Origin of the sequence: Pseudomonas sp. Pse35 (assembly GCF_024519715.1) — a bacterium.
Taxonomy (GTDB): domain Bacteria; phylum Pseudomonadota; class Gammaproteobacteria; order Pseudomonadales; family Pseudomonadaceae; genus Aquipseudomonas; species Aquipseudomonas paracarnis.
In genome coordinates, this window is sequence record NZ_JALJRP010000016.1 from 72,821 (window position 1) to 98,692 (window position 25,872).

Genomic DNA, 25,872 nt, shown 5'->3' on the forward strand with positions numbered 1-25,872 from the left:
ATTACTTACGCAGTTCGACGCGACGGTTCTGAGCCCACGACTGTTCGTCGTTGCCAGTTGCAACTGGACGCTCTTTACCGTAGGAAACCAGTTCCAGTTGGCCTGGAGCAACACCTTGCAGTACCAGGTAGCGCTGAACGGCTTTCGCACGACGCTCGCCCAGTGCCATGTTGTACTCACGAGTACCACGGGCGTCAGTGTTACCTTCCAGAACAACGCGAGCGCCGTTAGCTTTCAGGTCCTTGGCGTGAACGTCCAGAGCGCGCATGGCTTCTGGCTTCAGGTCCGAACTGTCGTATTCGAAGTAGAAAGTGGTGATAGCGCGCAGAGCAGCTTCTTCGCTCAGGGAGCCGTCGACCGCACCAGTGTTGGCGCCGTAACCAGCGTTTGGATCAACAGCTGCGCCTTCACCGGCATTGTCGCCGCCTTTAGAGGAGCAACCAACGGCTACGGACAGAGCCAGAGCCAGAGCAGCAAACTTACCAAACTTCAGCATTTCCATCGTGAAACTCCTAATGAACCCCAGTGTGTTAAGTACTTCTTTTTGTAGCGCCGCGTCAGTTCAGGTAAGGGGACCAGGATGGTTCTCTGACTTCGCCTTGTGCGGTAGGAAGTGGGAGCCTTACGCGTCCGTTGATGGACACGAGCATCAAGACTCCCCGGCCCTGCTGGCGGGTGGCGTAGATTACCATGGTGCCGTTGGGCGCAACAGTGGCTGACTCATCAAGGTTGGTATCTGTAAGGATTTTTACGGTTCCGCGCTGCAAATCCTGGGCCGCAACCCGGAAATTAGTGAAACCATCCTGACGGTGAATCATCACCAACGTCTTTTCATCGGCCGAAAGCTTGGGGTTGGCGTTGTAGTTACCAATAAAGGTCACACGTTCCGCACCGCCGCCGTTCACATTTGCCTTGTAGACCTGAGGCTTGCCGCCACGGTCAGAGGTGAAGTAGATGGTCGAGCCATCCTTGCCCCAGAACGGTTCGGTGTTGATGCCCGGGCCGCTGGTCACACGCGAGAGTTGACGCGAGGCCATGTTCATCACGTAGATATCCGGGTTGCCGTCCTTGGACAGCACGAAAGCCAGGCGCGAACCGTCCGGCGACCAGGCTGGCGCACCGTTGAGGCCTTCGAAGTTGGTGATCTGCTCACGACGGCCAGTATCGATGTGCTGCACAAAGATACGCGGGCGACGCTGTTCGAACGATACGTAGGCAATACGCTTGCCGTCCGGCGCGAAGCGCGGCGACAGGATTGGCTCACGGGACTGCAGCAAGGTCACTGCACGAGCACCGTCGTAGTCCGAACGCTGCAGGGTGTAGCGGGTATTGTCTACAGAGAAACGCTCAGCCGTGACATACAGTAGGCGCGTCGAGAACGCCCCCTTGATACCGGTGAGTTTTTCAAACGACTGGTCCGAGATGTAGTGAGCCATGTCGCGCAGTTGTTCGGCGGTACCCGATACGCTGCCGGTCAAGACCTGCTGCTCGGTGGCCACGTTGAACAACGTGTACTGGATCTGCAGGCGACCGCCGGCCGGCGTGATGCTGCCGACCATCAGGTACTGGGCACCCACCGCCTTCCAGTCACGGAAGATGACTTCGCTGGCCTGGGTTGGCTGGCTGATCATGTTGCCTTTTGGAATCGGCGCGTAGTAACCGGAGTTACGCAGGTCGTCGCTGACGATCTGGGCCATGTCGTCCGGCAGCACGCTGCCGCCCTGCCAACCGAACGGCACGACTGCAATCGGGGTGGCCCGATCACTGCCGCTGGTTACCAGGATGTTCTTTTCATCCGCCGCCGCTATCCCTGCCATACAGCAAATAACGACAAGCATTCCTCGAAGAAGGTTTCTCACAAGGCTAGATCCTCAGGTGTGAATGTCATCTTGAATGAACGATAGGGAGCGAAGTCACTTGGTTTCATTCCCTGCATCTCGGTCAACCGGCCAATATTCTTGACCGCGGCAACCGCCGAACTGTCGAACGAACCGTCACCACTGGACTTGGCCACGCTGACCGAAGTCACCGTACCGTCCGGCAACATGCCGATCTGCAGCACTACTGTCATGCCTTTACGTGCCGAAGGTGGACGTGTCCAACCTTCCGCTGCCCGCGCCCGAATCAGGTCGTCGAAACTGCCCGCGACTTCATCGCCACGCTCATCGGCCAAGGCTTGCTGACGCTGCGGCGTGTCGGAAAGCAAATCTGCCAGGGCCTGGGCCTTTTTCTCTTCGGCGGATTTGCGTGCTGCTTCCTGGGCCTTTTTCTTGGAGGCGTCGGCGGCAGCTTTCTTCTTCGCTTCGTCGGCGACTTTCTTCTTCGCCTCGTCTGCTTCAGCTTTTTTCTTGGCGTCTTCGGCGGCTTTCTTTTTCGCGTCTTCGACTATCTTTTTCTTGGCTTCTTCAGCGGCCTTTTTCTTGGCCTCTTCTTCGGCAGCCTTCTTGGCTTCTTCTTCCGATTTCTTCTTGGCTATATCAGCCAATTGTTTCTCTTCGGCCTTTTTCGCTTCGGCAGCTTTCTCGGCTTTCTTGGCTTCATCAGCCTTTTTCGCCTCGTCGGCCTTCTTGGCTTCGTCAGCCTTTTTCGATTCCTCGGCCTTTTGAGCCGCCTCTTCTTTCTTTTGTTCCGCAGCAGCCTTCACCGCTTCCTGCTCGACCTTCTTCTGTTCCATCTGCTCGACTTCAGTCTGGCGCGCGGCCGACTTCTGGGCCTCACCCGCAATCTTCTGATTGGTCTGGGTGGTGGCCTGGCTTTTCGATTTCAGCTGATACAGGGTCGCCTGCACGATCGGCTTGGCTGGCGGCAAATCCGGGGTCATGGCAAAGCTGACGAACAGCATGCCGAACACCAGGACGTGCAGGGCAATTGCCCACACGCCAGGCCAGAAGTAGCTTTCCGAGGCGGACGGCTCTCGCTGTTGCTGCATCAGGGCGCCTCGGTAATCAAGCCAACGTTACCGACGCCGGCCTTCTGCAGCCCGCCCATGGCACCCATGACGGAACCGTAGTCGACCGATTTGTCACCCCGGATAAACACCTGGGTGTGCTTGCCGCCTTCGTTGCCGGAGCGAATGATCTTGGTCACCGCATCGGTCATGGCCGGCAAGGTCAGGGCCTTGTCCTGCTGCTTTTGCGTGTCGACTTCGCTGCCAAGGTTCCAGTAATAGGTCTTGTCAGCCTTGATCGAAATGGTCAGGACCTGAGTGTTGTTGTCCTGCGGCAAGGCTTCACTGGAAACCTTGGGCAGATCAACTTTCACGCCCTGGTTGAGCATCGGCGCGGTCACCATGAAGATCACCAGCAGCACCAGCATCACGTCGATGTAGGGCACTACGTTCATCTCGGCGACCGGCTTGCGCTTTTTGCGAGCTCGAGCGATTAAAGCCATTGGGAATTACCTGCTTATTCTTCGCTGGTGTGCACTTTACGGTGCAGGATCGCCTGGAATTCATCGGCGAAGGTGTAGTAACGGCCGATCAAGGTTTCGCTGGTTGCGGCAAAACGGTTGTAGGCGATTACTGCGGGGATAGCGGCGAACAGGCCGATCGCGGTGGCGATCAGTGCTTCGGCAATACCCGGGGCCACGGTGGCCAGTGTGGCTTGCTGCGCCTGGGCCAGGCCACGGAAGGAGTTCATGATGCCCCATACGGTACCGAACAGGCCGATGTACGGGCTGACGGAACCGACGGTGGCAAGGAACGGCAGGCCCTGCTCGAGTTTCTCTTCTTCGCGGGAGATGGCCACGCGCATGGCACGGGCCACACCTTCCATCACCGCTTCAGGATCGACACCTGGCTGCTGGCGCAGGCGCGAGAACTCCTTGAAGCCAGCACGGAAGATCTGCTCGACGCCCGAATCCGGATCCGGGTTGCTGCCGGCCTGGCGGTACAGTTTGGACAGGTCGATACCCGACCAGAAGCGCTCTTCAAAGCTCTCCAGGGCACGTCGACCGGCGCGCAACATGTTGCTGCGCTGAAAAATCATGACCCAAGAGGTAACCGATGCGGCTACCAGGGTCAGCATGACCAGTTGAACCACGACACTGGCATTGCTGACCAGGCTCCACATGGAGGAATGGTCGACGACGGTAGGTTCCACGCTAAATCTCCTGCTTTGATTGTTGACCCGCGCCGCTCACGGCGGCAAAGGCCGCGCGTAGAGTTTCGGGAATGGCCCGAGGTTTCAAGCTGTTGGTGCGCACACACGCCACCAGGAACTGCCCCTCACAGAGCAGCGTTGCATCCGTGGCCCGCCTGACCTGCTGTTTGAAACGCAGGCTGGCACGGTTCAATTCGATGACTTCAGCACTGACCAGCAACTCATCGTCCAGTCGCGCCGGCGCGTAATACCGCGCCTCGCTGGAATGCACGACGAATAACAGGTCCTCGCCTACCAGCTCGGACTGGGCAAAACCCAACTCCCGCAGCCGCTCGGTTCGAGCCCGTTCCATGAATTTCAGGTAATTGACGTAATAAACGATGCCGCCGGCATCGGTGTCCTCGTAATAAACGCGACAGCGATGTGCGAACGACTGATCCCCGTTTTGCGCGCGCATACTCTAGTGCTTACTCCTCAGGTTGCCAATTGGCTGGGCAACTGTTTTTTCATTCCTGAACGCTTTCAAATGACGACGCCAGACACTGGGACAGCACAAAGCTCAGATAAATCACCCCACATGACAAATACCCTGTAGGAGCGAGCTTGCTCGCGAAGAACCTGAGCACGCCGCGTATAACCAGACATACCGCGTTATCGTTGGCGTTTTTCGCGAGCAAGCTCGCTCCTGCAATTTTTTAATCGTCCACTGCATCGAGGAATTCGTCTACCACGGGTATCTCTCCCAATCGTGACGGAATGTTTAGCCCGAAGTGCAAATAGGCATGACGCGTCACCACCCTGCCCCGCGGGGTTCGCATGATGTAGCCCTGCTGAATCAGGTACGGTTCCAGCACATCCTCAATGGTATGGCGCTCCTCACTGATGGCTGCGGCCAGGCTGTCCACGCCGACCGGGCCACCGTCGAATTTCTCGATCATGGTCAAAAGTAGGCGTCGATCTTGGTGATCAAAACCATGTTCGTCCACATCCAGCAGGTTCAAGGCCAGGTCCGCCACGGCCTTGGTGATGTGGCCCTTGGCACGCACCTCGGCAAAGTCTCGCACGCGGCGCAGCAAACGGTTGGCAATTCGTGGCGTACCGCGAGCGCGTCGAGCGATTTCAAAGGCGCCTTCCGGGTCCAGGGGCAAGCCGAGGATACTCGCCGACCGGCTGACAATGGTCGCCAGATCGGCGGTGCTATAGAACTCTAGACGTTGAACAATGCCGAAACGGTCTCGCAGCGGGTTGGTCAACATGCCCGCGCGGGTGGTCGCGCCCACCAGGGTAAAGGGCGGCAGGTCGAGTTTGATCGAACGGGCCGCCGGGCCTTCGCCGATCATGATGTCGAGCTGGAAGTCTTCCATGGCTGGGTACAGCACTTCTTCGACAATCGGCGACAAGCGATGGATTTCGTCGATAAACAGCACGTCATGGGGTTCAAGATTGGTCAGCAACGCGGCCAAGTCGCCAGGACGCTCAAGCACCGGGCCGGAGGTGGACTTGATCGACACGCCCATTTCCTGGGCGATGATATTGGCCAGAGTGGTCTTGCCCAAACCCGGCGGGCCGAAGATCAGGGTGTGGTCCAGGGACTCACTGCGCCCGCGAGCGGCCTGGATAAACAGCTCCATCTGCTCGCGCACGGTGGGCTGGCCGATGTATTCGGCCAGGCTCAACGGGCGGATGGCCCGGTCCTGGACTTCTTCACGGTCACGCGGGCCGGTGGCCGCGATCAGACGATCGGCTTCAATCACTTAAATCATTCCCTTCAGGGCACGGCGAATCATGTCTTCAGCGCTCAGGTTCTTGTCCTTGATGGCCGATACGGCCTTGCTGGCTTCCTGAGGCTTGTAGCCCAGGGAGATCAGCGCATTGACGGCATCGCTTTCCGCGCTGGCGACCTGGGCCGCCGGCATATCCGGCTGGTTCGGTACCAGGGCGAACATGCTCGGCACCACCTCCCAGGCTTTGAAGCGGTCCTTGAGCTCGACCAACAAGCGCTCGGCGGTCTTCTTGCCCACCCCCGGCACCTTGGTCAGGGCCGAGGTATCCTGGGCCGATACAGCCCGGACCAATTCATCCACTTCCAGGCTCGACATCAAGGCCAGGGCCAATTTGGGCCCCACGCCATTGAGACGAATCAGCTCGCGGAAGAAATCGCGGTCACGCTTGCCGATGAAACCATAGAGTAGTTGCGCGTCTTCGCGCACCACTAAATGAGTGTGCAAGGTTATCGGCTCGCCGACCGACGGCAGGCGATACAGGGTGGTCATGGGCACTTCCAGCTCATAACCCAACCCATTCACATCCAGAATCAGGTGCGGCGGCTGTTTCTCAGCCAGGGTGCCGCGCAAGCGTCCAATCACGGTTCAGATCCTTAAAGCTTGGGGGTCAGATCGGAGCCTGACCGCAAAAATAACGATTGCGCTGATGCTATCAGAGACGCAGCCGCCCGCCACGACTACGTGCTGCGCCCAAGCCGTGAGGCAACAGGCTGGAGCGGGTATGGGCATGGCAAATGGCGATGGCCAGGGCATCCGAGGCGTCGATCTGCGGCTTTGACGTAAGCTTGAGCATGTGCATGACCATCATTTGCACCTGCTCCTTGTTGGCGCCACCGGTGCCGACCACGGCCTGCTTGACCTGGGTCGCGGTGTATTCAGCGATCTCCATGCCCTCCTCGGCACCTGCCACGATGGCAGCGCCCCGGGCCTGCCCGAGCTTCAACGCCGAGTCGGCATTCTTGGCCATGAAGACTTTCTCTATGCCCATGGTGACCGGGCCGTAGGTCTGGATGACTTCACGTACGCCGCGATAGACGATCTGCAGCCGCTCGGCCAATTCCCCTGCGCCAGTGCGGATGCAGCCCGAGGCGACGTACACACAGCCGCGTGGGGTCTGCTGCACCACGCCAAAACCGGTGATGCGCGAACCGGGGTCGATACCTAGGATTAAAGTCATAACGCCTGCGGGTTGGATTTACAACGGTATGTGCCAGGCACACATTTGTGTAACAGCATAGAAGCCCTGTGGGAGCTGGCTTGCCTGCAATGCGGGCACCTCGGTGCTTCTGTCAAATCGAGGTGATGCTATCGCAGGCAAGCCAGCTCCCACAGCGGATATTCATCGTTCTTAAGCGAGCTGTTCGGCCACAGACTCAGGGATGTCGGCATTCGAATACACATTCTGCACGTCATCCAGATCTTCAAGCATGTCCAGCAGCTTCAGCACCTTCTGGGCACCGTCCAGGTCCAGTTCGGCACTGGTGGTCGGCAGCATCACGATCTCCGCGTCGGTACCGCTGAAACCAGCGGCTTCCAGGGCATTACGCACGGCGTAGAAGCTGGCGAACGAGGTGAACACATCGATGGAGCCGTCTTCGTTGGTGACCACGTCATCGGCATCCGCTTCCATCGCGGCTTCCATCAGCGCGTCTTCATCAGTGCCCGGTGCGAAGGTGATCTGCCCCTTGCGCTCGAACAGGTAGGCCACCGAGCCGTCCGTGCCAAGGTTGCCGCCACACTTGCTGAACGCATGGCGCACGGCTGCCGCGGTACGGTTGCGGTTGTCGGTCATGCATTCGACCATCACTGCCACACCGCCCGGGCCGTAGCCTTCATAGGTCAGCTCGACCATATCGTCGGTGTCGGCCGCACCGGCACCACGGGCCACGGCGCGGTCGATGATGTCGCGGCTCATGTTGGCGCCCAGCGCCTTGTCCAGCGCCAGGCGCAGACGCGGGTTGGAGCCCGGGTCACCGCCACCCTGACGGGCAGCGACGGTCAGTTCGCGAATCCACTTGGTGAAGATCTTGCCTTTCTTGGCATCCTGACGCTCTTTGCGGTGCTTGATGTTCGCCCACTTGGAATGGCCAGCCATAACACAACTCCGAATTCTCTAGAAACCTTATCAATCCCGCCCCAGGCGAGATTTCCCTCTTTTAAACGCAAAGGCGCATCCGAAGATGCGCCTTTTTGACTGCGTACAACCTTATCGCGCTTTCACGCTGCAGCCTTACTCAGCCTTCGGCGTCTCGCGCAGGCGGATGTGCAGCTCGCGCAGTGCCTTGGCATCAACCACACCCGGAGCCTGGGTCATGACGTCCGCAGCGCTCTGGGTTTTCGGGAAGGCGATCACTTCACGGATCGACTGGGCGCCGGTCATCAGCATCACCAGACGGTCCAGGCCGAACGCCAGGCCACCGTGCGGCGGCGCGCCGTATTTCAGGGCGTCGAGCAGGAAGCCGAATTTCTCTTCCTGTTCCGCTTCGTTGATGCCCAGCAGGCGGAAGACCGCTTGTTGCATCTCTTTGCGGTGGATACGGATCGAACCGCCACCCAGTTCAGTACCGTTCAACACCATGTCGTAGGCACGGGACAGCGCGCCTGCAGGGTTGGCTTCCAGCTCTTGCGGGGAGCACTTCGGTGCGGTGAACGGGTGGTGCAAGGCGCTGAAGCTGCCGTCGTCGTTCTCTTCGAACATCGGGAAGTCCACAACCCACATCGGCGCCCATTCGCAGGTCAGCAGGTTCAGGTCGTGACCGAGCTTGATACGCAGCGCGCCCAGGGCCTCGCTGACGATCTTGGCCTTGTCGGCACCGAAGAACACGATGTCGCCGTCAACCGCACCGACGCGATCGAGGATCGTGTTCAGGTTGGCTTCAGGGATGTTTTTCACGATCGGCGATTGCAGGCCGTCGACACCGTTGGCGCGCTCGTTGACCTTGATGTACGCCAGGCCCTTGGCACCGTAGATGCCGACGAACTTGGTGTAGTCGTCGATCTGCTTGCGCGGCATGCTCGCGCCGCCAGGCACACGCAGGGCGGCGATGCGGCATTTAGGATCGTTGGCCGGGCCGCTGAACACCTTGAAGTCGACGTCCTTGAGCTGGTCGGCCACGTCCACCAGCTCCAGCGGGTTACGCAGGTCTGGCTTGTCGGAACCGTAGCGGCGCATGGCTTCTTCGAAGGTCATGTGCGGGAATTCGCCGAACTCCAGGTCCAGGACTTCCTTGAACAGGTTGCGGATCATCTGCTCGGTCAGGCCCATGATCTCTTTTTCATCGAGGAAGCTGGTCTCGATGTCGATCTGGGTGAATTCCGGCTGGCGATCGGCACGCAGGTCTTCGTCACGGAAGCACTTGGCGATCTGGTAGTAGCGGTCGAAACCAGCCACCATCAGCAGTTGCTTGAACAGCTGCGGCGATTGCGGCAAGGCGAAGAAGCTGCCGGCATGGGTACGGCTCGGTACCAGGTAGTCGCGCGCGCCTTCCGGGGTGGCCCGGGTGAGGATCGGGGTTTCGACGTCGAGGAAGCCGTTTTCATCCAGGAAGCGGCGGATGCTGGTGGTCATGCGCGAGCGCAGGCGCAGCTTCTCGGCCATTTCCGGACGACGCAGGTCCAGGAAACGGTAGCGCAGGCGAGTTTCTTCGCCCACGTCGGAGTATTCGTTGAGCGGGAACGGCGGGGTTTCCGACTCGTTCAGCACTTCCAGCTCATAGCCCAGCACTTCGATGCCGCCGGACGCCATGTTCTTGTTCACGGCACCGGCCGGACGCAGGCGTACCTTGCCGGTGATCTTCACTACGTATTCGCTGCGCACGCGGTCGGCGGCGGCGAAGCTTTCGGCGCGGTCCGGGTCGAACACTACCTGGGCCAGACCATCACGGTCGCGGATATCGAGGAAGATTACCCCGCCGTGGTCGCGGCGACGGTGAACCCATCCGCAAAGGGTGATTTCCTGACCTTCCAGGGTCTCGTTCAGTTGGCCGCAATAGTGGCTGCGCATCATGGTCGTGGTTTCACTTCTCGTAATTCGAAATTCGGTGGCAGGCCCGCCTCGTCACCGCACATTAAAGCAGGGGACGGATAATGCAGGAGCCTGCGCGTAGAGTTCAACTCAGTCTGCTTTGTCGCCGCCGGCCAGGTTCTTCTTGGCACCGGTCTTGAAATCAGTCTCGTACCAGCCGCTGCCGCTCAGGCGGAAGCCCGGCATGGACAACATCTTCTTCAACTCAGGTGCCTGGCAGGCAGGGCAATCGACCAGCGGCGCGGCGCTGATCTTCTGAATGGCTTCCAACTGATGACCACAGGAAGCGCATTGATAGTCGTACATGGGCATGGAGATGTCTCGGCGATCAGATCGTTACAGCGCCACGCCCTGCCCTGTGCATAAAGCCCGGCATGCGCAGCAAAGCGCGGGATTATATCTGGTAAATCAATACAGCGCAGCCGGCTTTGTGCCCAGGACCCGGCCCGTCGGGCTGAAGGCCCGGCCATCGGACTACTGCGCGAGCGTATCCCCGGACGTGAGGGCGCCCCGACCTTTGAGGACGTGAACCACGCACACCACCCTCACCAGCCCACTGAAGTTCTTCACGCCTCCGTAACGCAAATGCACTTCCCGATCGACATAGGACAACAGCGCACTGACCGAACAGGTATTGAGCCTGGCGATTTCCGTCAGGATATTCCAATAGATCTGTTCAAGCCGCAGGCAGGTAGAAAACCCATTGAGCCTGACCGAACGGGACAGTGGCTTGGCCAGCCCCATATCAAAACCCTTGGTAAAAGGGTCGACCTTTATCTTGTGAAAACCACAGGCTTCCATCATTCCCTTACCCACTCCACGTGACATACACCTGACACTCCATTGCCAAACAGCAGCCAATGGGCTTCTCCCATTGGACGATGGCCTATAAAACAGCAGCCAGCGCAGAGCAGCCAGAAGACGGGGAGTTGTTAGTTGTAGGACAACGCCAGGAAGCGCAGGGAAACCAGCAGGCGGCGCCGAAAAGGCGCCGCCTGGGTTCGACAGTTACTGGTTTTCAAGCAGGGAGCGCAGCATCCACGCGGTTTTCTCATGAACCTGCATACGCTGGGTCAAGAGGTCCGCCGTCGGCTCATCACTGACTTTGTCGAGCAATGGGAAGATGCCTCGCGCGGTACGCGTGACTGCTTCCTGACCGGCCACCAACTGCTTGATCATCTCTTCGGCGCTCGGCACCCCCTCTTCTTCCTTGATGGAAGACAGGCGGGCGTAAATCGAATAGGCACCCGGCGCCGGGAAGCCCAGGGCACGGATACGCTCGGCGATGGAGTCCACTGCCAGCGCAAGCTCGTTGTACTGCTCTTCGAACATCAGGTGCAGCGTACGAAACATGGGGCCTGTGACGTTCCAATGGAAATTGTGGGTCTTCAGATACAGAACATAGGTATCGGAGAGTAGGCGGGAAAGTCCGTCGACGATGGATTTACGGTCTTCTTCACTGATACCAATATCGATTGCCATGTGTTTCCCCTTCAATTGACGAGCATTCATTGATCAGGTGCAGTTCCACTCTAGCAAGAGAGTGCGCCACGTGCAGCCCGACACACTCGGGCTGCATGCGGCAAATCGCCCCGCACCGACTGCGGGATCTGACTTGGCAAGCCTATTTACCTGTAGGAAGGGTCTAGGCCACCACTGAAAAAATCCCGCACCTGTCTAGGACAAGCGTTTGACGCAGAAATGCCTTGGCCGTGGCAACACCCCGAAATGCTTGATTTGAGTAGGCACAGCCTTTGCTGTTAAATAGACGCGGTGTGGCTGCCGTTTATTCCTGCGGCACGTCACATAGGCTGATACCCGCGCACGTGCTCAACGCCTCCCATTGTTCAGAAGCGAACCGTGCCAGTCAGCTCTTCCTTGTGATCCGTCTTAACGTGAGTTAACCAAAATGTTGAAAATCGTCCACCTGCTAACGGGCGTCGCAGCCTTGCTGCTGTCCTTTATTCCGAGCCTGCAGCCTGAAAGCCTGCCCTACCTGGAACAACACGACGCCCTGTACCTGGCCTTGTTCGGCCTTCTTAACCTGACGCTCGCGCCGGTAATCCCTTACTGGAACAAAGGCACGCGTCATCAACTGCAAAACCTGGTCAGTGCGCTGCTGGTGCTGACTGTTGTCGTACAAACCCTCACCCTCCTGGCGCCCATGCCTGAAGTCGGGGGCCATCCGGCCATCCTGCTCAGCCTGGTGATCGCTGTGGTCGCCATCGTTCTTCACCTGGCCATCAGCTTCTACCGCTCGTCTCCAGCGGCCGCGTCGCAAAACTATGACATGACCGACCGGGATACCGGGACCGTCAAGTGGTTCAACACCTCCAAGGGCTTCGGCTTCATTTCCCGCGACTCGGGCGACGATATCTTCGTCCACTTCCGAGCCATTCGTGGCGAAGGCCATCGCGTCCTGGTCGAAGGCCAGCGCGTAGAGTTCTCGGTGATGAACCGTGACAAGGGCCTGCAAGCCGAAGATGTCATCGCTGCCCTGCCGCGTCGCTGATCCCAGCCCTCGCAGCAAAAAAAAACCGCGATCCAGCCTTGGCTGGGTCGCGGTTTTTTTATTGCTTGCGCACTCAATAGTGTGGCGGCGGCGCTTCCTCTTCGGATGACTCGAACTGCCCGCCCATTTCTTCCTGGCGCTTGAGCAGTGCAGTCATTTGCAATTGCAGACGTTCGACGGCCCGCTGCTGGGTGACCAGGATGTCGTTGAGGGTCTCAATGGTGTCGTCCTGGAAGGCCAGGCGGCTTTCCAGGTCGGTGACGCGTTCTTGCAGGTCCATGGTTCAGTCCTGGGTAAAGATGAAGTCGGCAGGCAATAGCTCTCGCAATCGGCTGCGAGTCGCGGCCACCTGCTCTTCGGTGTAGGGCCGGGCCGGGTGCTTGCCCCACACCGGGGCTGGCCAGGCGGCGTCGTCGCGCTTGCGCACAATCACATGCACATGCAACTGGCTGACCACGTTACCCAGCGCGCCGATGTTCATCTTGTCGGCCGCCAGCCCGTCGTTAAGCAGCTGCGCCAGGGCCGTCGTTTCTTGCCACAAGGTTTGTTGATCTGCGACATCCAGTTGAAACACTTCGCTGATACCTTCGATGCGCGGCACCAGGATGAACCAGGGGTAATTGGCGTCATTGGACAGCAGCAGGCGACAGAGCGGGAAGTCCCCAATGGCCAAGGTATCTTGTTGCAGGCGTTGATCTAAGGCGAACACGTGGCACTCCGTTCGGCAGGTCGGTAACAGGTGCCCAGCATACCTTCGAATGCCCAAGGCTTCACGGGCAATGCTGGCGGCCTTGAGGCAACCAGGCAAAAAGATGCACCCTTTAGAGGCAACAGCCCAGGTGAGCAACGCTAGGCCGGGCCTCAACGGGATGCACCAAAATAACCCACCTGTGCCTCAAAGGGATCCGCCGATTACCCACTGATAAGGGTCAACCGGTAACGTTTTACCCAGGTACAGGATTCAGGTACCACCGAACCGGGGTAACACCCTGGCGTCAAGCCCAACCGAAATGGCGTAAAACCCCCGTGCTTATGCGGTTTTTACAGGTTCATCACACTTTTCACGAAAAAATGACATTCGGTAAGTGGTTTGAGCACGCTTGTTGCATTCACCCCCATATCGTCGGCAACGACACCCGTTTGGACACAGGTGTTTCGCGATAAAAATAGTGGCGTTTCAATGTGTATCAGGGATGCGTTCAAACTTTGAAAGAAGTCTGAAAACAGCATTGAAGTTGTCAGCCTGGATACATTTCAGGCTGTGAATTTGCGACATGGATCTAGCGATTTACGACAGCCTCGTAAAGAAGCTGAAAGGATAATTGAGTAAGTATCGTCAATAGGGTCTGCGTGAGATAACTTTGCGCCGACACAAAAAGAAAGAGCCGCCCAGATAAAAATACAGGTGGGACGGCAGTACTCTTCCTAAAACCAAAGGAGCAAATCACGATGCGCGTGATGAAGTGGAGCATGATCGCCCTGGCTGTTTCAGCAGGCACCTCGCAGTTCGCAATGGCGTCCGCCCAGGACGATTCCAAGGGCTTTGTTGAAGACAGTACGTTCAGCATCAATACTCGCGCGCTGTACTTCAGCCGTGACTTCCGTAACAACCCGTCGGGCCCAGGCTCCAAGAGCCGTGCTGAAGAAACCGGCCTGGGCTTCAATGCCCTGTACGAATCGGGCTTCACCCAAGGCACCATTGGTGTCGGTGTCGACGTGATCGGCCTGATGGGCGTCAAGCTCGACAGCGGCAAGGGCCGCGCCGGCACCGGCCTGTTCCCAACCGGTTCCGACGGTCGCTCGCAAGATGACTATTCCAAAGGCGGCGGCGCGGTGAAGTTCCGCATCTCCAACACTGTGCTGAAAGTCGGTGACCAATACACCACAGCCCCAGTGTTTGCCTCCGACGACAGCCGCCTGCTGCCAGAGCTGCCGCAAGGTATCTCCATCACCAGCAACGAAATCAAGGGCCTGAAGCTTGAAGGCGGTCACTTCACTTCCAGCGTCGCGCAGAACCAGACCTACCACGACAGCCTGGGCCTGACCAAAACCGACTTCGTCGGCGGTGTGTATGCCTTCACTCCAGAAGTCACCGGCAGCCTGTACTACGCGAAAACCGAAGATTACTTCCGCAAGTACTACAGCAACCTGAACTGGACCCACGCCCTGAGCAATGATCAGTCGTTCGCCCTGGACTTCAACATCTACGACACCAAGAGCGACGGCGCCGGCCTGCAACGCGCAGAGAAAGATGGCGTGACCAAGCTCGACAACCGCGCCTTCAGCTTGCAGGGCGCGTACACCATCGGTGCTCACACCTTCACCCTGGCAGCCCAGAAAGTCACCGGTGACGGCGACTACGGTTACGGCGTAGACGGCGGCGGCACTGTGTTCCTGGCCAACTCCATCGCCCGTTCCGACTTCAACGCCGAAGGCGAAAAGTCCTACCAGGCGCGTTATGACATCAACATGGCAACCTTCGGCATTCCGGGCCTGAGCTTCATGACCCGTTATGTAACCGGTAGCGGCGCCAATACGGGCACCACCTCGAATGGCAAAGAGTGGGAACGCGACATCGAAGCCAAGTACGTGATCCAGAGCGGCCCGGCAAAAGACCTGAGCCTGCGCCTGCGTCAAGCGACTTACCGTTCCGGTGATGGCGTGTACTACGGTTCGCCATCGATCGACGAGCTGCGTCTGATCGCCAACTACCCGCTGAACATCTTGTAATTGCCGGTTCAATTACAACGATGACTTGAGGCCTCGGCCTTAAACAAAAAGCCGCTCCTCTGTTTAAACAGGGAGCGGCTTTTTTATTGCAGTTTTATTTCAACCAACAAAACAACTAGCAAGCTAAGTAACTAGTTTTTCAAAGCTGACCTTTCGGCCAACTTCGATAGCATCACGCCAAGTTACTTCGGCGCACTTTCCTGCATCACTCGAATAACCCGTTGCGGAAACGGAATATCAATCCCGGCCGCTTTCAAACGGTCACGCGCCAGCTCATTGAACATAAACATCACGTCCCAATAATCCGGTGTGTTGGTCCAGCAACGCAGGGAGACGGTGATGGAACTGTCGCCCAAGGTCGACACCACCGCCACGGCGGCAGGGTCCTTCAGTACACGCGGGTCTTCAGCCAAAGCCAGCAGCACTTCACGGGCCTTCTGCAGGTCCGCCTCATAGTCCACACCCACGTCAAACACAACCTTGCGGGTCGGCTGGCGGTTGGTGTTGGTGATAAGGCCGTTGGACAGGCTGCCGTTGGGAATGATCACCGTCTTGTTGTCGCCGGTGCGCAGCACCGTGTGGAAGATCTGGATGCTGTCGACGGTACCCGAGGTACCCTGGGCTTCGATCCAGTCACCGATACGGAACGGGCGGAACAACAGAATCAACACGCCGCCGGCAAAGTTCGCCAGGCTGCCTTGCAAGGCCAGGCCGATTGCCAGGGTAGCGGCACCGATCGCCGCAACGAACGAGGTGGTGGCCACACCAATCATCGAGGCCACGTTGACCACCAGCATGACTTTGAGCGCGATGTTAGCAAGGCTGGTGATGAAGTGTTGCAGTGCCAAGTCAGCGTTACGCATGGCCAGCAGACGGCCCACGCGGTGAGTCAAGACGTTGATCAGCCACCAGCCGATGGCCAGGGTGACCAACGCCAGCAATACGCGGCTGCCATATTCCATGATCATGGGGAGCCAAGACTGGGAGGTCTTGATCAGGTGATCCATTTCAGCGTTCAAATCCATCTACTTTCTCCTGTTGTGCGGCGATAAGGCTGTATTGACTGCCTGAAAACGCAATTGAGCCCCGAAGGGCTCAATTGTAGGCAATGATGCTTGGGGCGTGGGACGTCAAAAGTGCCCACAGGTTCCCCAAAGTGCCATCAGTCGCGGAAGTTATTGAACTGCAGCGGCATGTCAAATGTCTTGGCGCGCAGGGCCGCGATGGCCTCTTGCAGGTCGTCACGCTTCTTGCCGGTGACACGAACCTGCTCGCCCTGGATGGCGGCCTGGACCTTGAGCTTGGCGTCCTTGATGTGCGCCACGATCTTCTTGGCCAGCTCTTTGTCGATGCCTTCCTTGAGCACGGCTTCCTGCTTCATCAGTTTGCCTGAGGCGTAGGCGTCCTTGACTTCCAGGCACTGCACGTCGATCTTGCGCTTGACCAGGGCCAGCTTGAGGATCTCGATCATCGCTTCCAGCTGGAAATCGGCTTCAGCGGTCAGGTTGACGGTCAGTTCCTTTTCCTTGAATTCGAAGCTGCCCTTGCCTTTCAAGTCATAGCGACGGTCCAGTTCCTTGACGGCGTTCTCGACGGCGTTGGTGACTTCGTGTTTGTCCAGTTCAGATACCACGTCGAACGAAGGCATGTGATTTCTCCAATATAAGGGGCGGGCTCAGTAGAGATGGAGCGCGCCCGAGCTAAAATGCCGGGGCATTATAGCGGTTCTTTCGCGCCGTTCACCGCTGGCGACCTTATGGAGTACACACTGATGTCGACCCCGTGGCATATTCTTGGCGCCGGCAGCCTGGGCACCCTCTGGGCCACGCGGCTGGCACGTGCGGGGGTGCCCGTCAGGCTGATTCTGCGCAATGAGGCGCGCCTGGCCGACTATCGAGCCGGCCAAGGGCTGACCCTGGTCGAGCAGGGTGTGGAACAGACTTACCCGGTAGTCGGTGAAACGCCTGACAGCCCGGAGCCGATTCATCGCCTGCTGGTCGCGTGCAAAGCCTACGATGCTCAAAGCGCTATCGCCCAGTTGCACCCTAGACTTGCGCCCGACGCCGAACTGATCCTGCTGCAAAACGGCCTTGGCAGCCAGGACGCAGTGGCTGCACAAGTGCCGTTGGCCCGTTGCATCTATGCCTCAAGTACCGAAGGCGCGTTTCGCGAAGGCGACTGGCGGGTGGTATTTGCCGGCCATGGTTACACCTGGCTGGGGGATGCGAGCCACCCCACGCCACCGCTGTGGCTGAACGACCTGCAAGCGGCCGGCATTCCCCACGATTGGGCCAGTGATATCCTCACACGCCTGTGGCGCAAGCTGGCGCTCAATTGCGCCATCAACCCGCTGACCGTGCTTTACCAGTGCCGCAACGGCGGTTTGCAAGCCCACGCGTGTGAAGTGGCAACCTTGTGCGCTGAATTGGCCGAGCTGCTGGAATGCTGCGGCCAACCTGCTGCCGCACAGGACCTGCACAGCGAAGTGCAGCGGGTGATCCAGGCCACGGCGGCCAATTACTCGTCCATGCACCAGGACGTGGCCAACCACCGACGTACCGAGATCAGCTACCTGCTGGGCTATGCCTGCCAGGCGGCGGCCCGCCATCAATTGGTGTTGCCGCACCTGCAACAGTTGCAAGCGCGCCTGGTCGAATATCTGCGCACACGCGGATTGGCCAGCGACTGAGGCACGCGCTACCCTGCCTACCTGTCTATCACCTGGGAAACCCCTGATGCCATTGCGCCAGCGTCTTGAAAATCTACCGGTAGGGCAGAAACTGCTGGCGGCCCTGCTGGTGTTGTTGACCACCGTATTGCTGGTGGCCAACCTGACGTTTATCAGCGCCGCCTACTGGATCTCCCAGGAAAGCATGGCCCCCCAGGCCTTGCAGTCCATTGGTCGACTGGTGTCCAACCCCGCGCTTGCCGCCGAGGCCCTTGAGTCTCCGACCAAGGCCGAGGCGCTGCTCAATGAGCTGACCAGCTATTCACCGTTGCGCGCCGCCGCTTTGTACGATGGCGAAGGCAACCGCCTGGCGCAGATGCAGCACGGCGACCGCCTGCACCTGCCGGACCACTACCGGCATATCGAAGCGTGGCGCCTCACTGAATTTCGCAGCAACCAGGTCATCACCCTGCCCCGTGGCACTCAGCCTTCGGGGCATTTGTTGCTGGTGGCCAGCAGTGAGCTGCCGGTGGCGTTCTATACCGGCACGCTGACCGCCAGCCTGGGCATCCTGATTTTCAGTGTGTTGTTGTGGCTGGTCATCGCCCGGCAGATCAAACGCCTGATCACACGGCCGATTCATGAACTTGAAGAACTGTCCCGCCAGGTGACCCGCGAGGAGAACTACGCTTTACGCGCCGGGCGTGGCAACCGTGATGAAATCGGCAGCCTGGCCGAAGCGTTCAACACCATGTTGTCGCGCATCGAAGCCCGTGAGCAGCAGCTCAAACGCGCGCGCGACGACTCCCAGGCTGCGTATGACCAGGCTCAGGGCCTGGCCGAAGAAACCCGGCATACCAACCGCAAGCTGGAACTGGAAGTCCAGGTACGCAGCAAGATCGAGAAAAAGCTCACGGGCTTCCAGAACTACCTGAACAGCATTATCGACTCGATGCCCTCGGCGCTGATCGCCCTGGATGAACAACTCTACGTTACCCAGTGGAACCAGGAAGCCACCGCCCTATCCGGCACTCGCCTGGACGAAGCCCTGAACCAGCCGGTTTTCCTGGCCTTCCAGCCGCTCAAGCCGTACCTGCCACAGATCAAGGCCACCGTGGAGCAACACACGGTGGAGCGGATTGAGCGGGTCACCTGGATCAAGGACGACGAGCCCAAGCATTACGCGCTGACGTTCTACCCGTTGATGGGCGGCGCCGGGCGCGGAGTGGTAATCCGAATCGACGACATCACCCAGCGCCTGTCCCTGGAAGAAATGATGGTGCAATCGGAAAAAATGCTCTCCGTGGGCGGCCTGGCCGCAGGTATGGCCCATGAGATCAACAACCCGCTGGGCGCGATCCTGCATAACGTGCAGAACATTCGCCGGCGCCTGTCTCCCGAGCTGCCCAAGAACCTGGAACTTGCCGAACAGGTGGGTATCGAGCTGGAGACGGTCAACCGATACCTGCAAGGCCGCGAAGTCCCGCAATTGCTCGACGGCATTCAGCAGGCCGGGGCGCGTGCCGCGAAAATCGTTACCCATATGCTCAGTTTCAGCCGCCGCAGCAATCGCCAGATGGCGCCCTGCGATTTGCCGGCGCTGATCGACCAGGCGGTGGAAATCGCTGGCAACGACTTTGATCTGACCATTGGTTTCGACTTCAAGGGTCAGGCGATCATCCGCCAGTTCGATCCGCAACTGGGCCCGGTACCCGGCACCGCCAACGAGCTGGAACAAGTGCTGCTCAACCTGTTGAAGAACGCCGCCCAGGCCATTCACCTGCGTGAAGACGACAGCGAACCTGGGCGCATTATCCTGCGCACCCGTCTGAACCCGCCGTGGGCAGAAATCCAGGTAGAAGACAACGGCATAGGCATGAGCGAAAACGTGCGCAAGCGCACGTTCGAACCCTTCTTTACCACCAAGGAAATCGGCCAGGGCACCGGGCTAGGCCTGTCGGTGTCGTACTTCATCATCACCAACAACCACAAGGGCCAGATGGAGGTGCATTCCACCCTGGGCCAGGGCACCTGCTTTACCTTGCGCCTGCCTTTGGCCGGCAGCCAATTGCCCCCCACTGAACTTACCCAACTGGAGCACTGACCATGGGCTTTCGCCTGTCGAAGATCTACACCCGTACCGGCGACAAAGGCGAGACCGGCCTCGGCGACGGCCGCCGCGTGCCCAAGGACCATCCACGCGTGGAAGCGATTGGCGAGGTGGATACCCTGAACAGCCAACTGGGCCTGCTGCTGGCCAACCTTGAAGAACAAAGCGGCAAGCACCCGGCGTTGAAGGACGTGATTGAAGTGCTCACGCCTTGCCAGCACCGTCTGTTTGACTTGGGCGGTGAACTGGCAATGCCGGTATACAAGGCGCTGAATGCGGCGGAAGTGGATCGGCTGGAAGCAGCGATTGATCGCTGGAACGAGGAAGTCGGGCCGCTTGAGAATTTCATCCTGCCCGGCGGCTCAGCCTTGATTGCCCAGGCCCATGTGTGCCGCAGCCTGGCGCGCAGCGCCGAGCGCCGCTGTCAGCACTTGAATGCGGTGGAGCCACTGGAGGGTGTGGGGTTGGCGTACATCAATCGGTTGTCGGATTTGCTGTTTGTGGCGGCCAGGGTGATTGCCAAGCGCCAAGGCGTTGCGGAAGTGTTGTGGCAGGCGGCGGCCAAGCCACACTGACCTGATCGCTCCCACGCTCTGCGTGGGAATGTATCAAGGGACGCTCCGCGTCCAAAACATGACGCAGAGCGTCACAGGAGGCATTCCCACGCAGAGCGTGGGAATGATCATCACACCTGCGGCCAGAACGCTCGAATACCTGCCACACCTTGCGCACCAGCCTCCCAGGCCTGCTCCCGCTGCGCCGGCCCAACCCCGCCCAACAGAAACACCGGCTTGCTGAACCCGGCGATCAACTGCTGCGCCTGCTCCCACCCCAACGGCTGGGCATCCGGATGGGTCTGGGTCGGCTGCACCGGCGACAGGGTGACGAAATCCACGTCCATCATTTCTGCCAGGGCCAGCTCTTCCGCGTTGTGGCACGAAGCCGCCAGCCAACGGTCTTTGGGCAGTGGGCGGCCCTTACTGGCGTATTTGCGCAACTGCGCCGAGGTCATGTGCCAGCCGGCAGCTGGGAAATCCCCCAGCCACTCGAACGGCCCCTTGAGCATCAATTGCGCCTTGCCGGCACACAGGCCCACCGCATCTACCGCCAGGTCACGGTATTTGGGGTCATAGCCGTTGGGCGCACGCAGTTGAACCAGCTTGATGCCACCAGCAATAGCCTTTTGGATACCGCGCAACAGCGTCGGGGTCTCCAGCTCGCCAGGGGTGATCAGGTACTCGGCGGGCAAGCGTGCCGCGGCGACAATCGGCGCATTCGCCGCCGGAAATTCATAGTTGACCAGGTCCCGCGGTGCCACCCACGCCAACGGCTGCCCTTCAGCGCCATGGGGCTCGCCGGTAAAAGCCGAGACTTCCCAGACATCCAGCAATACCTGCTTGTCCGGATAGTCATGTTGCACCTTGATCAGCGGCCGCGCCGTGGTGACCTGGATGCCCAGCTCTTCCTGCAATTCACGGGACAAAGCCGTGGCAACCGACTCATCAGCCTCCACCTTGCCGCCGGGAAACTCCCAGAGCCCGCCTTGATGCTGAGTATCGGCACGGCGCGCCAGCAGGATCCTGCCATCGACACCGCGGATCACCGCTGCTGCTACATGCACTCGTTTCACGCCACTGCTTCCTCTCGTCGTAGCCCTTTGTAGGAGCGAGCTTGCTCGCGAAGAACGTCAACGATAACGCGTGCATCCAGGATAACCGCGATGGCATTGAGTTTTTCGCGAGCAAGCTCGCTCCTACAGGGGGAGGGTCATTTTCAGGTACGGTATTCCGCGTTGATCTTCACGTACTCGTGGGACAGGTCGGTGGTCCAGATGGTTTCGCTGCAGTCACCACGACCCAGTTCGATACGGATGGTGATTTCTTCCTGCTGCATCACCGCCGAGCCCTGGGCTTCGGTGTAGGTTTCGGCGCGGGCGCCACGGCTGGCGATGCACACGTCACCCAGGAACACGTCGATCTTGCTCACGTCCAGGTCCGGCACGCCAGCACGGCCGACAGCCGCGAGGATACGGCCCCAGTTCGGGTCCGAAGCAAACAGCGCGGTCTTGATCAGCGGCGAGTGCGCCACGGTGTAGCCCACATCCAGGCATTCCTGATGGTTGCCGCCACCGTTGACTTCAACAGTGACGAACTTGGTCGCGCCCTCGCCGTCACGCACGATGGCCTGGGCCACGTCCATGCACACTTCAAACACTGCCTGTTTCAACGCCGCGAACAATGGACCTTCGGTGGAAGTGATTTCCGGCAGGTTGGCCTGGCCGGTGGCGATCAGCATGCAGCAGTCGTTGGTGGAGGTATCACCGTCGATGGTGATGCGGTTGAACGACTTGTTGGCGCCGTCCAGCATCAGGCGTTGCAGCACATCACGGGAGACTTTGGCGTCGGTGGCGATATAACCGAGCATGGTGGCCATGTTCGGACGGATCATGCCTGCGCCCTTGCTGATACCGGTGACGGTGATAGTCACGCCCTCATGCACGAACTGACGGCTCGCTCCTTTTGGCAAGGTATCGGTGGTCATGATGCCGGTAGCCGCAGCCGCCCAGTTATCCACAGACAGATCATCGAGCGCGGCTTGCAGGGCGCCTTCGATTTTTTCCACCGGCAGCGGCTCACCGATCACACCGGTGGAGTACGGCAGCACCTGGCTGGCATCGACGCCGGTCAACTGGGCCAGCTTGGCGCAGGTGCGCGCCGCCGCCACCAGGCCGGGCTCGCCGGTGCCCGCGTTGGCGTTGCCGGTATTGGTCAGCAGGTAGCGAATCGACCCGGCCACGCGCTGCTTGGCCAGAATCACCGGCGCGGCGCAGAAGGCATTGAGGGTGAACACGCCCGCCACGGTCGAGCCTTCCGCACAACGCATCACCACCACATCCTTGCGCCCCGGGCGCTTGATGCCCGCCGAAGCGATACCGAGTTCAAAACCGGCAACCGGGTGCAACGTGGGCAAAGGACCAAGACCAACAGCCATGAATGCGCTCCTCAAAAATAGGTGATGTCTGTGCCGTCGCTATCGACGGTGGGAATTAATGGCAAAACGCCGCGACGGCAAAGGCCGGTCGCGGCGCGGGGTGTTGCAGCGTCAGGCGAAAATCTTATTCGATCTGGCCGTGGCAGTGTTTGAATTTCTTGCCCGAACCGCAGTAGCACAGCTCGTTGCGGCCCAGCTTCTGGTCATTCCGAACCGGGGTCTGGGCCAGGGCCACATCGACCTCTTCACCCAATGCTTCAGGCTCATCCAGGCCCGGCGCTTCGTCATGCTGGAACTGCATGCGCGCCGCCAGTGCTTCGGCTTCCTGACGCAGGCGTGCTTCTTCCTCGATCGGGTCTTCGCGACGCACCTGAACGTGGGACAGCACGCGGATCGAATCGCGCTTGATCGAATCCAGCAATTCGGAGAACAGCGTGAACGACTCGCGCTTGTACTCCTGCTTCGGGTTCTTCTGGGCGTAGCCACGCAGGTGGATACCGTGGCGCAGGTGGTCCATGGTCGACAGGTGGTCTTTCCACAGGTCATCCAGCACGCGCAATACGATCTGTTTCTCGAAGGTGCGCAGAGCTTCGGCACTCGCCTGCTCTTCTTTCTCGTTGTACGCCGCCAGCAACTCGGCCATCAGTTTTTCGCGCAGGGTTTCTTCATACAGGTGGTCGTCTTCGTCCAGCCATTGCTGAACCGGCAAGTCCACACCGAAGTCGCTCTTCAATGCCGCTTCCAGGCCGGCAACATCCCACTGCTCAGGCAGCGACTGTGGCGGAATATGGGCGCTGACAGTGGCGTTGAGCACGTCCTGACGGAAATCAGCGATGGTCTCGCCAATGTTGTCGGCGGCCAGCAACGTGTTACGCATGTGATAGATCACTTTACGCTGTTCGTTGTTGACGTCGTCGAACTCGAGCAGTTGCTTGCGAATATCGAAGTTGCGGCCTTCTACTTTGCGCTGGGCCTTCTCGATGGCGTTGGTCACCATGCGGTGCTCGATCGCTTCACCGGACTGCATGCCCAGGGCTTTCATGAAGCTCTTCACCCGGTCCGATGCGAAGATACGCATCAGGCTGTCTTCCAGCGACAGGTAGAAACGGCTGGAACCGGCATCACCCTGGCGGCCGGCACGGCCACGCAGTTGGTTGTCGATACGACGCGATTCGTGACGCTCGGACGCGATCACCTGCAAGCCACCGGATTCCAGCACAGCCTGGTGACGCTTCTGCCAGTCGGCCTTGATCTGGGCGATCTGCTCAGGCGTCGGGTTGTCGAGCGAGGCCACTTCCACTTCCCAGTTGCCGCCCAACAGGATGTCGGTACCACGACCGGCCATGTTGGTGGCGATGGTCAGTGCGCCTGGGCGACCGGCCTGGGCAATGATCTCGGCTTCTTTTTCGTGGAACTTGGCGTTCAGTACCTTGTGCTCGATGCCTTCCTTGTTGAGCAGGTTGGACACGTGCTCGGAGGTCTCGATGGTGGCGGTACCCACCAGGATCGGACGGCCCTTGGCCATGCCGTCCTTGATGTCGTTGATGATCGCCGCGTATTTCTCTTCGGCGGTCAGGAACACCAGGTCGTTGTAGTCTTTACGCGCCAACGGTTTGTTCGGCGGAATGACCATCACGGCCAGGTTGTAGATCTGGTGGAATTCGAACGCTTCGGTGTCGGCCGTACCGGTCATGCCGGACAGCTTGTTGTACAGACGGAAGTAGTTCTGGAAGGTGGTGGACGCCAACGTCTGGCTTTCGGCCTGGATGTTGAGGTGTTCCTTGGCTTCGATGGCCTGGTGCAGGCCTTCGGACAGACGACGACCGGGCATGGTACGACCGGTGTGCTCGTCAACCAGTACCACCTGGCCGTCCTGCACGATGTATTCGACGTTGCGATGGAACAGCTTGTGGGCGCGCAGGCCAGCGTACACGTGGGTCAACAGGCCCAGGTTGTGCGCCGAGTACAGGCTTTCGCCTTCGGCCAGTTCGCCGATCTGGGTCAGCATTTCTTCGACAAACTGGTGACCGGCTTCGTTGAGTTCGACCTGGCGGGTCTTCTCGTCGATGGTGAAGTGACCTTCTTTGGTCACCACGCCTTCCACTTCCTCGATGTGCTGCTCAAGACGCGGGATCAACTTGTTGATCTCGGTGTACAGGCGCGAGCTGTCTTCGGCCTGGCCGGAGATGATCAGCGGGGTACGGGCTTCGTCGATGAGGATGGAGTCGACTTCGTCGATCACGGCAAAGTTGAGTTCACGCTGGAATTTTTCATCCATGCTGAACGCCATGTTGTCGCGCAGGTAATCGAAACCGAATTCGTTGTTGGTACCGTAGGTGATGTCGCAGGCGTACGCGGCGCGCTTCTCTTCCGGCGGCTGGAACGGCGTTACCACGCCGACGGTCAGGCCGAGGAATTCATACAACGGGCGCATCCAGTTGGCGTCCCGGCGAGCCAGGTAGTCGTTCACCGTCACAACGTGCACGCCCTTGCCGGACAGTGCGTTGAGGTAAACGCCCAGGGTTGCCACCAGGGTCTTGCCTTCACCGGTGCGCATTTCGGCAATCATGCCTTCATGCAAGGTCATGCCGCCGATCAACTGGACGTCGAAGTGGCGCATGCCCATGACGCGCTTACCGGCTTCACGGGCAACCGCGAAGGCTTCGGGCAGCAGCTTGTCGAGGGTTTCACCTTTGGCTATGCGGGCCTTGAACTCTTGGGTCTTGGCGCGCAATTGCTCGTCCGACAGAGCAACCATCTGCTCTTCGAAGGCATTGACCAGCTGCACCGTCTTGAGCATGCGTTTGACTTCGCGCTCATTCTTGCTTCCAAAAAGTTTCTTTAACAAAGGCGCAAACATATCGGCAGGTTCTTCCACACATAGGGATGGAGGGCGCACCGTGAGTGGCCCGAGCAGCCCTCACGGCCGCATTGCGAACGCGCATTCTACCCG

26 protein-coding genes and 1 pseudogene are annotated in these 25,872 nt (G+C 59.3%); 6 read left to right on the forward strand and 21 right to left on the reverse strand.

Going from position 1 to position 25,872, the window contains the following annotated elements; all coding sequences use genetic code 11:
* Position 1: 1 nt before the first annotated feature.
* The 14 genes from pal to OC445_RS15435 form a co-directional block, all read right to left on the reverse strand.
* Positions 2-502, reverse strand: a complete 501-nt coding sequence (pal, locus tag OC445_RS15365; RefSeq protein WP_003193861.1) for a peptidoglycan-associated lipoprotein Pal — start codon at positions 500-502, stop codon at positions 2-4.
* Between the two features lie 55 nt (positions 503-557).
* Positions 558-1,838 carry a Tol-Pal system beta propeller repeat protein TolB gene (gene tolB / locus OC445_RS15370; RefSeq protein WP_032874245.1) on the reverse strand — a complete coding sequence of 427 codons (1,281 nt, stop codon included), beginning with the start codon at positions 1,836-1,838 and terminating at the stop codon, positions 558-560.
* A 17-nt stretch (positions 1,839-1,855) separates the two neighbouring features.
* Positions 1,856-2,929 carry a cell envelope integrity protein TolA gene (gene tolA / locus OC445_RS15375; protein WP_003193863.1) on the reverse strand — a complete coding sequence of 358 codons (1,074 nt, stop codon included), beginning with the start codon at positions 2,927-2,929 and terminating at the stop codon, positions 1,856-1,858.
* Positions 2,929-3,381 (reverse strand): protein TolR, encoded by a 453-nt coding sequence (gene tolR, locus OC445_RS15380; RefSeq protein ID WP_161793227.1) that lies wholly within the window; start codon positions 3,379-3,381, stop codon positions 2,929-2,931. The genes tolA and tolR overlap by 1 nt, the downstream gene beginning before the upstream one ends.
* A gap of 23 nt (positions 3,382-3,404) precedes the next feature.
* Positions 3,405-4,100 (reverse strand): protein TolQ, encoded by a 696-nt coding sequence (tolQ, locus tag OC445_RS15385; RefSeq protein WP_003193865.1) that lies wholly within the window; start codon positions 4,098-4,100, stop codon positions 3,405-3,407.
* Position 4,101: 1 nt separating this feature from the next.
* On the reverse strand, positions 4,102-4,557 hold the full coding sequence (ybgC, locus tag OC445_RS15390; protein ID WP_014719714.1) for a tol-pal system-associated acyl-CoA thioesterase: 456 nt from the start codon (positions 4,555-4,557) through the stop codon (positions 4,102-4,104).
* Positions 4,558-4,795: 238 nt separating this feature from the next.
* A complete protein-coding gene (gene ruvB / locus OC445_RS15400) occupies positions 4,796-5,854 on the reverse strand; it encodes a Holliday junction branch migration DNA helicase RuvB (protein ID WP_159959467.1) in 1,059 nt (352 codons plus the stop codon).
* Positions 5,855-6,466 (reverse strand): Holliday junction branch migration protein RuvA, encoded by a 612-nt coding sequence (ruvA, locus tag OC445_RS15405; RefSeq protein ID WP_003193868.1) that lies wholly within the window; start codon positions 6,464-6,466, stop codon positions 5,855-5,857.
* A 70-nt stretch (positions 6,467-6,536) separates the two neighbouring features.
* Positions 6,537-7,061 carry a crossover junction endodeoxyribonuclease RuvC gene (gene ruvC / locus OC445_RS15410; RefSeq protein WP_019821257.1) on the reverse strand — a complete coding sequence of 175 codons (525 nt, stop codon included), beginning with the start codon at positions 7,059-7,061 and terminating at the stop codon, positions 6,537-6,539.
* A gap of 171 nt (positions 7,062-7,232) precedes the next feature.
* Positions 7,233-7,979, reverse strand: coding sequence for a YebC/PmpR family DNA-binding transcriptional regulator (locus OC445_RS15415; protein ID WP_034128583.1), 747 nt, complete (start codon positions 7,977-7,979; stop codon positions 7,233-7,235).
* 135 nt (positions 7,980-8,114) lie between these two features.
* Positions 8,115-9,890 carry an aspartate--tRNA ligase gene (aspS, locus tag OC445_RS15420; protein ID WP_005790914.1) on the reverse strand — a complete coding sequence of 592 codons (1,776 nt, stop codon included), beginning with the start codon at positions 9,888-9,890 and terminating at the stop codon, positions 8,115-8,117.
* 108 nt (positions 9,891-9,998) lie between these two features.
* Positions 9,999-10,220 carry an FmdB family zinc ribbon protein gene (locus OC445_RS15425; protein WP_003193872.1) on the reverse strand — a complete coding sequence of 74 codons (222 nt, stop codon included), beginning with the start codon at positions 10,218-10,220 and terminating at the stop codon, positions 9,999-10,001.
* A 162-nt stretch (positions 10,221-10,382) separates the two neighbouring features.
* Positions 10,383-10,736 carry a ribbon-helix-helix domain-containing protein gene (locus OC445_RS15430; RefSeq protein ID WP_034128584.1) on the reverse strand — a complete coding sequence of 118 codons (354 nt, stop codon included), beginning with the start codon at positions 10,734-10,736 and terminating at the stop codon, positions 10,383-10,385.
* A gap of 180 nt (positions 10,737-10,916) precedes the next feature.
* On the reverse strand, positions 10,917-11,390 hold the full coding sequence (locus OC445_RS15435; protein ID WP_003193874.1) for a Dps family protein: 474 nt from the start codon (positions 11,388-11,390) through the stop codon (positions 10,917-10,919).
* A 427-nt stretch (positions 11,391-11,817) separates the two neighbouring features.
* Here OC445_RS15435 and OC445_RS27040 point away from each other — a divergent pair.
* Together OC445_RS27040 and OC445_RS15440 are read left to right on the forward strand one after the other, a co-directional pair.
* Positions 11,818-12,141 (forward strand): annotated as a pseudogene (locus OC445_RS27040) (cold shock domain-containing protein membrane protein); the annotation flags it as partial.
* A gap of 57 nt (positions 12,142-12,198) precedes the next feature.
* Positions 12,199-12,420: a cold shock domain-containing protein gene (locus OC445_RS15440; protein ID WP_262020209.1), complete on the forward strand. Its 222-nt coding sequence runs from the start codon at positions 12,199-12,201 to the stop codon at positions 12,418-12,420.
* A gap of 73 nt (positions 12,421-12,493) precedes the next feature.
* On the opposite strand, the gene OC445_RS15445 is transcribed toward OC445_RS15440, so the two are convergent.
* Together OC445_RS15445 and OC445_RS15450 are read right to left on the reverse strand one after the other, a co-directional pair.
* Positions 12,494-12,700, reverse strand: a complete 207-nt coding sequence (locus OC445_RS15445) for a SlyX family protein (protein ID WP_005790924.1) — start codon at positions 12,698-12,700, stop codon at positions 12,494-12,496.
* A 3-nt stretch (positions 12,701-12,703) separates the two neighbouring features.
* Entirely contained in the window at positions 12,704-13,129 is a 426-nt protein-coding gene (locus OC445_RS15450; RefSeq protein ID WP_054898003.1) for an HIT domain-containing protein, read from the reverse strand.
* A gap of 740 nt (positions 13,130-13,869) precedes the next feature.
* On the opposite strand from OC445_RS15450, the gene OC445_RS15455 reads away from it, so the two are divergent.
* Positions 13,870-15,150: an OprD family porin gene (locus OC445_RS15455; RefSeq protein ID WP_181123925.1), complete on the forward strand. Its 1,281-nt coding sequence runs from the start codon at positions 13,870-13,872 to the stop codon at positions 15,148-15,150.
* A gap of 182 nt (positions 15,151-15,332) precedes the next feature.
* Here OC445_RS15455 and OC445_RS15460 read toward each other — a convergent pair whose 3' ends face one another.
* Both OC445_RS15460 and OC445_RS15465 read right to left on the reverse strand, forming a co-directional pair.
* Entirely contained in the window at positions 15,333-16,175 is an 843-nt protein-coding gene (locus OC445_RS15460; protein ID WP_054898004.1) for a mechanosensitive ion channel family protein, read from the reverse strand.
* A 137-nt stretch (positions 16,176-16,312) separates the two neighbouring features.
* Complete coding sequence (locus OC445_RS15465; protein ID WP_003193880.1) at positions 16,313-16,798, reverse strand: YajQ family cyclic di-GMP-binding protein; 486 nt, start codon at positions 16,796-16,798, stop codon at positions 16,313-16,315.
* A 123-nt stretch (positions 16,799-16,921) separates the two neighbouring features.
* On the opposite strand from OC445_RS15465, the gene OC445_RS15470 reads away from it, so the two are divergent.
* Genes OC445_RS15470 through OC445_RS15480 form a run of 3 tightly spaced genes read left to right on the forward strand, consistent with a single transcriptional unit; the run spans position 16,922 to position 20,503 of the window.
* A complete protein-coding gene (locus tag OC445_RS15470; RefSeq protein ID WP_054898016.1) occupies positions 16,922-17,839 on the forward strand; it encodes a putative 2-dehydropantoate 2-reductase in 918 nt (305 codons plus the stop codon).
* A gap of 46 nt (positions 17,840-17,885) precedes the next feature.
* A complete protein-coding gene (locus tag OC445_RS15475; RefSeq protein WP_054918432.1) occupies positions 17,886-19,922 on the forward strand; it encodes a sensor histidine kinase in 2,037 nt (678 codons plus the stop codon).
* A gap of 2 nt (positions 19,923-19,924) precedes the next feature.
* On the forward strand, positions 19,925-20,503 hold the full coding sequence (locus OC445_RS15480; RefSeq protein WP_032895497.1) for a cob(I)yrinic acid a,c-diamide adenosyltransferase: 579 nt from the start codon (positions 19,925-19,927) through the stop codon (positions 20,501-20,503).
* Between the two features lie 110 nt (positions 20,504-20,613).
* On the opposite strand, the gene OC445_RS15485 is transcribed toward OC445_RS15480, so the two are convergent.
* From OC445_RS15485 to secA, 3 genes are all read right to left on the reverse strand, one after another.
* Entirely contained in the window at positions 20,614-21,558 is a 945-nt protein-coding gene (locus OC445_RS15485) for a Nudix family hydrolase (RefSeq protein ID WP_047711674.1), read from the reverse strand.
* A 143-nt stretch (positions 21,559-21,701) separates the two neighbouring features.
* Positions 21,702-22,919 (reverse strand): bifunctional glutamate N-acetyltransferase/amino-acid acetyltransferase ArgJ, encoded by a 1,218-nt coding sequence (argJ, locus tag OC445_RS15490; RefSeq protein ID WP_054918425.1) that lies wholly within the window; start codon positions 22,917-22,919, stop codon positions 21,702-21,704.
* A gap of 124 nt (positions 22,920-23,043) precedes the next feature.
* Complete coding sequence (gene secA, locus OC445_RS15495) at positions 23,044-25,779, reverse strand: preprotein translocase subunit SecA (RefSeq protein ID WP_262020205.1); 2,736 nt, start codon at positions 25,777-25,779, stop codon at positions 23,044-23,046.
* Positions 25,780-25,872: the final 93 nt, after the last annotated feature.

Bases quoted from the DNA above. Each gene is read 5' to 3' on its own strand.
- ruvC (WP_019821257.1), bottom strand. From the start codon at position 7,061: ATGACTTTAATCCTAGGTATCGACCCCGGTTCGCGCATCACCGGTTTT.
- OC445_RS15480 (WP_032895497.1), top strand. From the start codon at position 19,925: ATGGGCTTTCGCCTGTCGAAGATCTACACCCGTACCGGCGACAAAGGC.
- tolA (WP_003193863.1), bottom strand. From the start codon at position 2,929: ATGCAGCAACAGCGAGAGCCGTCCGCCTCGGAAAGCTACTTCTGGCCT.
- OC445_RS15415 (WP_034128583.1), bottom strand. From the start codon at position 7,979: ATGGCTGGCCATTCCAAGTGGGCGAACATCAAGCACCGCAAAGAGCGT.
- ybgC (WP_014719714.1), bottom strand. From the start codon at position 4,557: ATGCGCGCGCAAAACGGGGATCAGTCGTTCGCACATCGCTGTCGCGTT.
- secA (WP_262020205.1), bottom strand. From the start codon at position 25,779: ATGTTTGCGCCTTTGTTAAAGAAACTTTTTGGAAGCAAGAATGAGCGC.
- OC445_RS15470 (WP_054898016.1), top strand. From the start codon at position 16,922: ATGTCGACCCCGTGGCATATTCTTGGCGCCGGCAGCCTGGGCACCCTC.
- aspS (WP_005790914.1), bottom strand. From the start codon at position 9,890: ATGATGCGCAGCCACTATTGCGGCCAACTGAACGAGACCCTGGAAGGT.
- OC445_RS15435 (WP_003193874.1), bottom strand. From the start codon at position 11,390: ATGGCAATCGATATTGGTATCAGTGAAGAAGACCGTAAATCCATCGTC.
- tolB (WP_032874245.1), bottom strand. From the start codon at position 1,838: ATGCTTGTCGTTATTTGCTGTATGGCAGGGATAGCGGCGGCGGATGAA.
- OC445_RS15460 (WP_054898004.1), bottom strand. From the start codon at position 16,175: ATGGATTTGAACGCTGAAATGGATCACCTGATCAAGACCTCCCAGTCT.
- OC445_RS15440 (WP_262020209.1), top strand. From the start codon at position 12,199: ATGACCGACCGGGATACCGGGACCGTCAAGTGGTTCAACACCTCCAAG.
- OC445_RS15425 (WP_003193872.1), bottom strand. From the start codon at position 10,220: ATGCCCATGTACGACTATCAATGCGCTTCCTGTGGTCATCAGTTGGAA.
- pal (WP_003193861.1), bottom strand. From the start codon at position 502: ATGGAAATGCTGAAGTTTGGTAAGTTTGCTGCTCTGGCTCTGGCTCTG.
- OC445_RS15475 (WP_054918432.1), top strand. From the start codon at position 17,886: ATGCCATTGCGCCAGCGTCTTGAAAATCTACCGGTAGGGCAGAAACTG.
- OC445_RS15465 (WP_003193880.1), bottom strand. From the start codon at position 16,798: ATGCCTTCGTTCGACGTGGTATCTGAACTGGACAAACACGAAGTCACC.
- OC445_RS15430 (WP_034128584.1), bottom strand. From the start codon at position 10,736: ATGTCACGTGGAGTGGGTAAGGGAATGATGGAAGCCTGTGGTTTTCAC.
- OC445_RS15455 (WP_181123925.1), top strand. From the start codon at position 13,870: ATGCGCGTGATGAAGTGGAGCATGATCGCCCTGGCTGTTTCAGCAGGC.
- OC445_RS15445 (WP_005790924.1), bottom strand. From the start codon at position 12,700: ATGGACCTGCAAGAACGCGTCACCGACCTGGAAAGCCGCCTGGCCTTC.
- argJ (WP_054918425.1), bottom strand. From the start codon at position 22,919: ATGGCTGTTGGTCTTGGTCCTTTGCCCACGTTGCACCCGGTTGCCGGT.